We start from the raw sequence: 8,809 nt of genomic DNA on the forward strand, positions 1-8,809 counted from the left end.
TGGTGACAGGAGTCCCAGAATGTTGTGAGGTAGCATGGCGCGCCTGCTCCCTAATTATGTCTTTGTCATATTCCTGTCATAAATAGCGATTATCATCCTTTATGATAATTAATTTGATTTTAGGAAGGTAATGAAATGGTGATTAACAAGACAGCCAAAGTTCTGGCTTTTAGTTCAATGCTAATGCTGGGTAGCCAGGAGGCATACGCTGAAGAACCGGGGCTATTTGACATACTGCTAGAAAATGGCAAGATCACTCCATCTCAGTACGATGAACTGACTAAACAAAAAAAAGCAGGCTCTAGTGATGTTGAAGATAAGCAATTGCTAGAGACGCTGTTGCAAAATGGTCTTATTAATCAGGCCCAGTACGATAACCTGCTTAAGCAGGAAGTTGCTGCAGTTAAGCCAGTAGTCGCTAAAAAAGATGACAAAATCAAGTTTACTCTTGACTCAAAAGGGTTTCAGGCTAAATCGGCTGATAAGGCGTTTTCATTTAAAATGGGTGGTCGTATACAGGCCGATGCTAATGGCGACGTGGGTGATGAGGATTTAAGTAAACACTCTACTGAAGGGGTGGAATTACGTCGTGCGCGATTGTATATGAAAGGTGTGGTCTGGACGGACTTCAAATACAATATTGAAGTAGATTTTGCTGATAATGGTGTCTCTATGAAAGACGTGTTCTTGACTTATAAGGGACTAGACTGGTTAGAAGTCACTGTGGGTAATCAAAAGCAGCCGATCAGTATGGAATTACAGGAAAGTTCTAATGACATTATGTTTACTGAGCGTTCAACGGTTAATGCACTAACGGGCCCTCTCTTTGATCGTGCCATCGGTTTGCATTTTAAATCATCGGGTAAAAGCTGGTCTGCACAACTTGGTTTTTACGGTGATAACATATCACCAGAGAAAGATGGGGCAGTGGATGAAGGTTGGTCAACTACTTCACGTTTAACGTATGCACCCATTAATACCGAGACGATGGTATTACATTTAGGTACTTATGGTGGTTATAAAGGTTTAAGTGATTCTGATAGAACGGTTAAGTTTTTTACTGAAACAACACATATGTCGAACCTTAAACTGACTAATGTTGCGGTTGATCATACTAATGGAGTGGGTATGGTGGGTGCTGAAGCTGCTTATATGATAGGGCCTTTCTCAGTGCAGAGTGAATACGCTCACCAGTGGGTATCACGTAGGAATAGTGAGAAAACTCTGAATCTGGATGCTGCTTATCTTCAGGTAGGCTGGACACTGACTGGAGAGTCAAGAAAGTACAAAGGTTCTGATGGTGAGTTCAAGTATCTAAAACCAGGTTCAGGCGAGAATTTTAGCTGGCAAAGAGGCACCTGGGGTGTGTTTGAATTAGCCGCGCGTTATGGCTATCTTGATGTTGCTTACGGTAGTTATGAAGATGGTACTAAAGAGCAGGATGTGACTTTTGCCTTGAACTGGTATCTAAATAATAATGTACGATTAATGGCAGATTATCGATATGCCTTTGATCTCGCTGGTTCACAAGTAACTGAACTTAATGGCAGTGATCTTGATCAGGGAATCCATTCCTTTACATTCCGTACGCAATTTAGAATATAGACAACTTGCTATAGTTTAAAAATAAAAAGGCCAGCTTATGCTGGCCTTTTTTGGTTTAGTGGGATTGTGTTCCTAAGCTGAAGTTTCCCAATTATTGAGTAGCTGAAATACACAATGCTGGTATGCTTGTGAAGGTGTTGTATTTGACTCGGTTGAAACAGTTAAAACATTGATTTCTAGAACATCAACGTCAAAAGGACTAACAACAATTGTTCACATACTCGACAAAATATACGAGACAGGACGAAAATATGCCGCTGACTTCAAAGAAATAATGCCGATTGTATTTGATACACATTTACCAAAATGGAATTACCGTGCAATTCCTCAAGAATAATTAATATCGGGAAGTTGTTTCGTGCTTATTCCTAAGCTCCTTGAATTCATAAAAGTAGCCCGTATGGAGTTTGCGTAATACAGGGTATTTGAAATGTTCATTTTCCTAGGTTCAAGTGGCTAAAATAATAACTCAATAAAACGCGATTGCTTGTCTATACTAAATTTGCTTATGCCAGATAAAGATAAATGTGAAAGTGTTATGTTCTTTATATAGGCTATGGGATAATACGCGGTTTTAATGCGTATAGTCAGGGCTTCAAAAGAATGGACGAGAATAAGCAGAAAGCATTAGGCGCTGCCTTAATGCAAATTGAAAAACAATTTGGTAAGGGCGCGATCATGCGTATGGGCGATGATTCTGCATCGCGTGGTATACAAACGGTTTCTACAGGTTCTCTAACATTGGATATTGCCCTGGGCGTGGGTGGTTTACCGCGTGGTCGAGTGATTGAAATTTATGGTCCTGAGTCCTCCGGTAAAACTACGATGACCCTGTCTACTATTGCACAAATGCAAAAAGTAGGTGGTACGGCTGCATTTATTGACGCAGAGCATGCACTTGATCCTGCTTATGCAGAGAAAATTGGTGTTAATGTTGATGATTTACTGGTCTCGCAACCAGATACTGGTGAGCAGGCTTTAGAAATTGTCGATATGCTAGTACGTTCCAACGCAGTTGATATCGTGGTTATTGATTCAGTGGCCGCCTTAACACCCAAAGCAGAGATTGAAGGTGATATGGGAGACTCCCATATGGGCCTGCAAGCAAGATTAATGTCACAGGCTTTGCGCAAACTGACTGCGAATATCAAGCGCTCAAATACGATGGTAATTTTTATTAATCAGATTCGTATGAAAATCGGTGTCATGTTTGGTAGCCCAGAAACAACTACGGGTGGTAATGCCTTAAAGTTCTATGCTTCTGTGCGTCTGGATATACGTCGTATCGGTGCGATTAAAAAAGGCGATGAAATCATTGGTAATGAAACTCGCGTTAAAGTCGTTAAAAACAAAGTGGCTCCACCATTCAAGCAAGCAGAATTTGAAATTCTCTATGGAGAAGGTGTCTCCTTTCTGGGTGAGCTAATAGATCTAGGTGTGAAATATGGATTTATTAATAAAGCAGGTTCCTGGTATAGCTATGGCAAAGACAAAATTGGCCAGGGTAAAGAAAATGTACGTACTTATCTAAGAGACAATCCGCAGCTTGCCGAAGAGTTAGAAGCTAATATACGGGCTGAAGTATTTGGTGTAAAGGATGCAGAAGGCGTGCTAGTAGAGTCTGATGCTCCTTAGTTCATAGTATGCTTGTTGTATGTCTGCGTTACTCGATGATACGGAAAGCTGTAAAGCGATAAAGGAAGCTTGTTTGCGCTATTTGATGCGCCGTGAACATAGTCAGCAAGAATTACTGCAAAAAGTATCTGCCAAAGGCTTTGTTAAACAGGATATTGAGCAAGTCATAGATGAGCTAATAGATCAGGGGCTGCAAAGTGATGCAAGATTTGCAGAAAGCTATGCAAGAAGTAGGGTACATAAAGGATTTGGACCATTACGCATTCAAGCGGAATTGCAGCAGCGTGGTGTCAGACATTGTCCATTTGATATGGCGGTGGAAGATATTGCGGGTAGTTGGCAAGAACTGTTAGAACAGGTCTATATCAAGAAATACGGTAACGAGACGGCTTTGGATCATAAGCAAAAGGCCAATCGCAGCCGCTTTTTACAGCAGCGAGGTTTTCCGCATGAGCTGGTACATCATTTATTCAAACAGCTATCCCTATAAAATAATGTAGGCTGGGTTAGCTTATCAAGCGTAGCGCGATAACGTAACCCGGCATTTAAGATCAACTCTTGCCGGATAACGTTTTTTATTGCTACGTACACAAAAGCTAATACAGCCTACAAAATATATGCTCCTAATTATTTAGGAGCTAATAATTAGAAAAACGTTTATATAGTATAAATTATGAAAAATCTGACCGGTGCAGAATTACGTACTGCCTTTTTGCAATTCTTTGAAAATCAGGGCCACTCAATTCAGCCATCAAGTTCTTTAGTGCCTGGTAATGATCCTACCTTATTATTTACCAATGCTGGTATGGTGCAATTCAAGGATGTTTTTTTAGGTAGAGAAAAGCGCAATTATGTCCGGGCAACGACTAGCCAGCGTTGCGTTAGAGCGGGTGGTAAGCATAATGACCTGGAAAATGTAGGTTATACAGCAAGGCATCATACTTTTTTTGAAATGCTGGGTAATTTCAGTTTTGGTGATTATTTTAAGCAGGAAGCCATTCATTTTGCCTGGGATTTTTTGACTAAAGAACTGGGAATACCCGCTGAAAAATTATGGGTTACAGTTTTTGATGAAGATTCAGACGCGGAAAAAATCTGGCTGGAAGATATTAAGGTTGACCCAAGCCGTCTTTCTCGAATAGGAGCTAAAGACAATTTTTGGTCGATGGGAGATATAGGTCCATGCGGTCCCTGTACGGAAATTTTCTATGATCATGGTGAAGATGTTGCAGGAGGTCCGCCAGGAACGCCAGAGGAAGATGGTGATCGATATATCGAAATATGGAACCTGGTCTTTATGCAATATGACCGAGATGCAGATGGGCATCTAACACCACTGCCTAAACCTTCAGTTGATACTGGCATGGGACTGGAGCGTATTGCTGCTGTATTGCAGGGAGTGCACAATAATTATGAAATCGATTTATTCCAGAAATTACTGGTCAAAGTAGCCGATCTGGCAGGAATTAAGGATTTATCAGAAAGTTCTTTAAGAGTAATAGCTGACCATATTCGTTCTTGTTGTTTTTTAATAGTTGATGATGTATTGCCTTCAAATGAAGGGCGGGGTTATGTGTTACGGCGCATTATCCGACGCGCCATTCGTCATGGCTATCGCTTAGGGATACGCGAAGTTTTCTTTTATCAGTTAGTGGCCCCTTTAGTCGCTGAAATGGGTGAGGCTTATCCTGAGCTTATTGCTGCTCAAGGGCAGCTTGAGCGAGTATTGAAAGTTGAAGAAGAACGTTTTGCTGAAACGCTAGAGCAAGGCATGAAGATACTGGAAACTTGTGTAGAGAAAATGACAGGTAAAGTAATACCGGGTGATGTGGTATTCCAGCTTTATGATACTTATGGTTTTCCAGTTGATTTAACAGCGGACTATGCGCGTGAAAATGATTTAACAGTTGATCATGCGGGATTTGATATTGCCATGGGTGCGCAACGCGAGAGAGCGCGTGCGGCCAAAAACTTTGGTGCAGACTACAATCAAACAATAAAACTGGATGCTGAAACTGAATTTACCGGCTATCAGCAGTTGAATGATCAAGTAAAAATTATTGGTCTATTTCAAAATAGCGAAGCAGTTGATGTTCTTGTGGAAGGTACTGAAGGTGTCATTGTATTAGATAGTACTCCCTTCTATGCTGAATCTGGTGGGCAAGTAGGTGATTTGGGGCGTATTGAGGTGGGCGGGGCTATTTTTGAAGTCACTAATACCCAAAAGCAGGGAGGCAACTTGTTTTTGCACTATGGTAAAGTGCTGGCTGGTGAATTCAAGAACCAGGTGACTTGCACTGCTATGGTGGCGCCATTAGTCAGACAGTCAATTACTTTAAATCATTCGGCAACACATTTATTACATGCTGCTTTACGTCAGGTATTAGGTGATCATGTGACGCAAAAAGGCTCTTTAGTAAATGCAGAGCGTTTGCGCTTTGATTTCTCTCATTTTGAGCCGATGACAGCTGATGAAATAAAAATCATTGAGCGCATGGTTAACCAGCAAATTCGTCATAATGCACAAGTCACCGCAGACATTATGTCTAAAGATGATGCTTTAAAAGCGGGGGCAATGGCCTTATTTGGTGAAAAATATGGTGATGAAGTCCGGGTTTTAAAAATAGGTGAATTTTCTACTGAGTTATGCGGCGGTATACATGTACAGCGTGCAGGTGATATTGGGCTGTTTAAAATTATCAGTGAAACGGGTGTCGCTTCAGGCGTACGAAGACTTGAGGCGATAACGGGTGAAGCTGCAATACAGTGGCTAGAAGCGCGGGAAAAAACGATCACCGATATTGCTAATACAGTAAAAGTAGCTCCTGAAGCAGCGGCTGAAAGAGTGCAGCAATTAATGGCTAAAAGTAAATTGCTAGAAAAAGAACTCGAGCGATTACAAGCTAAATTATCCAGTTCAGCAGGCGGTGAATTGGCCAATCAGGCAGTAGAAATTGATGGAATCAAAGTTCTGGCCATTAAATTAGAAGATGTTGAGCCTAAAGCGATGGGTGATGTGCTGGATCAATTGAAAAACAAATTGGGTAGTGCAGCCATAGTATTAGCCGCAGTCAATAATGGTAAAGTCAATTTAATTGCCGGTGTGTCTAAAGATCAAATTGCACGCTTAAAGGCGGGTGACCTAGTGAATTCAGTGGCCACTCAAGTGGGTGGTAAAGGTGGTGGACGTCCAGATATGGCTAGGGCAGGGGGCTCCAATCCAGAAAAACTGGAAGCAGCATTAAAACAAGTGCCGGATTGGGTGCGTGAACAAATAGGTGCTAAATAAATGGCAGTTTATGTATATAAATTCGGTGGTACCTCGGTAGGGTCGGTAGAGCGGATTCAAGCCGTTGCAGAAAAAGTAAAGCTAACACATGATCGAGGCGATCAAGTCGTAGTCGTTGTCTCGGCCATGAGTGGAGAAACGAATCGTTTGACAGATTTAGCGGGTCAGATTCAGCAGAAACCTGTCTCTAGAGAAATGGATGTTCTATTATCCACGGGTGAGCAAGTGACCATGGCTTTGCTGAGCATGGCATTGATTGAATTGGGCTGTCCAGCGCGCTCATACACAGGTGGTCAGGTGTGTATCGAAACAGATAATACGCATACTAAAGCACGTATAAAACGCATCGATGATGCAAAAATACAGGCTGATCTGAATGCAGGGAAAGTGGTTGTGGTTGCTGGTTTTCAAGGTGTCGATGAACATGGCAATATTACAACACTAGGGCGTGGTGGATCGGATACCACTGCAGTCGCATTAGCGGCAGCTTTAAAAGCAGATGAATGTCATATCTACACTGATGTTGATGGTGTTTATACCACCGATCCACGGGTAGAGCCTAAAGCGCGACGTTTAGATAAAATCACCTTTGAAGAAATGCTGGAAATGTCCAGTCTGGGATCAAAGATATTGCAAATTAGATCAGTAGAATTTGCCGGTAAATACAATGTCGCATTACGCGTATTATCATCATTTTCAGAAGGGCGTGGTACGCTCATTACATACGAGGAGTCAGCAGTGGAGCAGGCGTTAATTTCAGGTATTGCATTTAATAAAGATGAAGCAAAGCTAACTATTACAGGTGTGCCCGATATTCCGGGTGCCGCATCAAAGATACTAGGGCCGATTGCGGATGCAAATATAGAAATTGATATGATCATCCAGAACGTAGCTGATGATGCAACGACGGATTTTACCTTTACCGTACATAGAAATGATTTCGCAACGGCAAAAGAAATACTGACTGATACCTGCAAGGAATTATCTGCTAGAGCCGTAACAGCAGATGATGGTATCGTTAAAGTTTCTATTGTTGGTGTCGGGATGCGTTCGCATGCCGGCATTGCCAGCAAGATGTTTAAAGTCTTAGCTGAAGAGGCGATAAATATAAAAATGATTGCCACCTCAGAAATAAAAATCTCGGTTGTGGTTGATGAAAAATATCTAGAATTAGCGGTAAGAGCGTTGCATGCTGCATTTGAATTAGAGAAGGACCCAAAAGAAACTGTAAGCTAGTTTTTAAATGCGTAGTATACGGAAGCGCGCGCATCATAAGGGAGAAGGGTGTTATAAAAGAAAAAGCTAAATATTTAATTTATTACAAAAATAAACCCGAGGCGGCCTTTCTTATGCTTATTGAAAGTTTTCTTTGTTTGTAATATCAGCTCCTTATCTAAAAAAAGTAATCAGCTGTTTATTTTTTTAAAATCACTGTTATAATAGTCATCTAAGTTCTGTTGAGTGACAGAGCTTTTATTGTAAACAGGGAGACGAAATAGATGCTTATATTAACGCGTCGTGTAGGAGAGACTTTAATGATCGGTGACGATGTTACAGTTACGGTCCTGGGAGTTAAAGGTAATCAAGTTCGTATCGGGATTAATGCACCGAAAGATGTATCGGTACATAGAGAAGAAATATACGAAAGAATAAAAAATGAACAGGCAGGTGGAACAGCGAGTGCAGCGCCAAGCACAAGCGTTAGTCCTGATGCTGAGTCTGGATCTGCTGGTCTTATGGGGTCAGACGACTAACAAAAATTAAAACTGGAGAGGTGGCCGAGAGGCCGAAGGCGCTCCCCTGCTAAGGGAGTATGGGCTTTATCTCCCATCGAGGGTTCGAATCCCTCCCTCTTCGCCATATTCATTAAAGTTAACAAAGAATTTAAAATAGTTGACACGGAATTAAATAACAAGGATAATAAAAAAGCTAAACAAAGCGCCCGTAGCTCAGCTGGATAGAGTACTCGGCTACGAACCGAGCGGTCAGGAGTTCGAATCTCTTCGGGCGCGCCATTTGTTTACCAAGATATTCCCCTGTAGCTCAGTTGGTAGAGCGGGTGACTGTTAATCACTAGGTCGGCGGTTCGAGCCCGTCCGGGGGAGCCAAATATAGCATGAAATCAAGGTCTTACGCTTCGGTGTCAGGCCTTTTTTTATGCCTGATAGACGGATAGAGAAATATGCAAGTCATTATTAGTAACTGAAGTTTCCCAATAATTATTTATGGTAAAATTGAAACTATGCTACAACTATATGAAAAAAATAGTCTTTTCATTCG

6 protein-coding genes, 3 tRNA genes and 1 pseudogene are annotated in these 8,809 nt (G+C 41.6%); all 10 read left to right on the forward strand.

The genetic code is table 11. The features are described from left to right. The first annotated feature begins 135 nt into the window (after positions 1 to 135). The 10 genes and pseudogenes from CDZ78_RS14825 (at position 136) to CDZ78_RS14870 (ending at position 8,637) form a co-directional block, all read left to right on the forward strand. Positions 136 to 1,605, forward strand: coding sequence for an OprO/OprP family phosphate-selective porin (locus CDZ78_RS14825; protein ID WP_087870708.1), 1,470 nt, complete (start codon positions 136 to 138; stop codon positions 1,603 to 1,605). 136 nt (positions 1,606 to 1,741) lie between these two features. After that, a pseudogene (locus CDZ78_RS14830) lies at positions 1,742 to 1,942 on the forward strand (ISAzo13-like element transposase-related protein); the annotation flags it as partial. Between the two features lie 266 nt (positions 1,943 to 2,208). Further along, positions 2,209 to 3,240 (forward strand): recombinase RecA, encoded by a 1,032-nt coding sequence (gene recA / locus CDZ78_RS14835; protein ID WP_087870709.1) that lies wholly within the window; start codon positions 2,209 to 2,211, stop codon positions 3,238 to 3,240. 19 nt (positions 3,241 to 3,259) lie between these two features. Further along, positions 3,260 to 3,730: a regulatory protein RecX gene (locus CDZ78_RS14840; RefSeq protein ID WP_087870710.1), complete on the forward strand. Its 471-nt coding sequence runs from the start codon at positions 3,260 to 3,262 to the stop codon at positions 3,728 to 3,730. Between the two features lie 183 nt (positions 3,731 to 3,913). Continuing rightward, entirely contained in the window at positions 3,914 to 6,529 is a 2,616-nt protein-coding gene (gene alaS / locus CDZ78_RS14845) for an alanine--tRNA ligase (RefSeq protein WP_174664589.1), read from the forward strand. After that, the gene (locus CDZ78_RS14850; RefSeq protein ID WP_087870711.1) at positions 6,530 to 7,765 is read left to right on the forward strand and encodes an aspartate kinase; all 1,236 of its coding nucleotides are present in this window, start codon (positions 6,530 to 6,532) and stop codon (positions 7,763 to 7,765) included. It begins immediately after the preceding gene. Between the two features lie 263 nt (positions 7,766 to 8,028). Next, positions 8,029 to 8,283, forward strand: coding sequence for a carbon storage regulator CsrA (gene csrA / locus CDZ78_RS14855; RefSeq protein ID WP_230990832.1), 255 nt, complete (start codon positions 8,029 to 8,031; stop codon positions 8,281 to 8,283). A gap of 14 nt (positions 8,284 to 8,297) precedes the next feature. Further along, a tRNA-Ser gene (locus CDZ78_RS14860) sits at positions 8,298 to 8,389 on the forward strand. A 78-nt stretch (positions 8,390 to 8,467) separates the two neighbouring features. Then, a tRNA-Arg gene (locus CDZ78_RS14865) sits at positions 8,468 to 8,544 on the forward strand. A 17-nt stretch (positions 8,545 to 8,561) separates the two neighbouring features. Further along, positions 8,562 to 8,637, forward strand: a tRNA-Asn gene (locus tag CDZ78_RS14870). Positions 8,638 to 8,809: the final 172 nt, after the last annotated feature.

It is taken from the genome of Bathymodiolus platifrons methanotrophic gill symbiont, assembly GCF_002189065.1.
In the GTDB taxonomy this organism is placed as follows: domain Bacteria; phylum Pseudomonadota; class Gammaproteobacteria; order Methylococcales; family Methylomonadaceae; genus Methyloprofundus.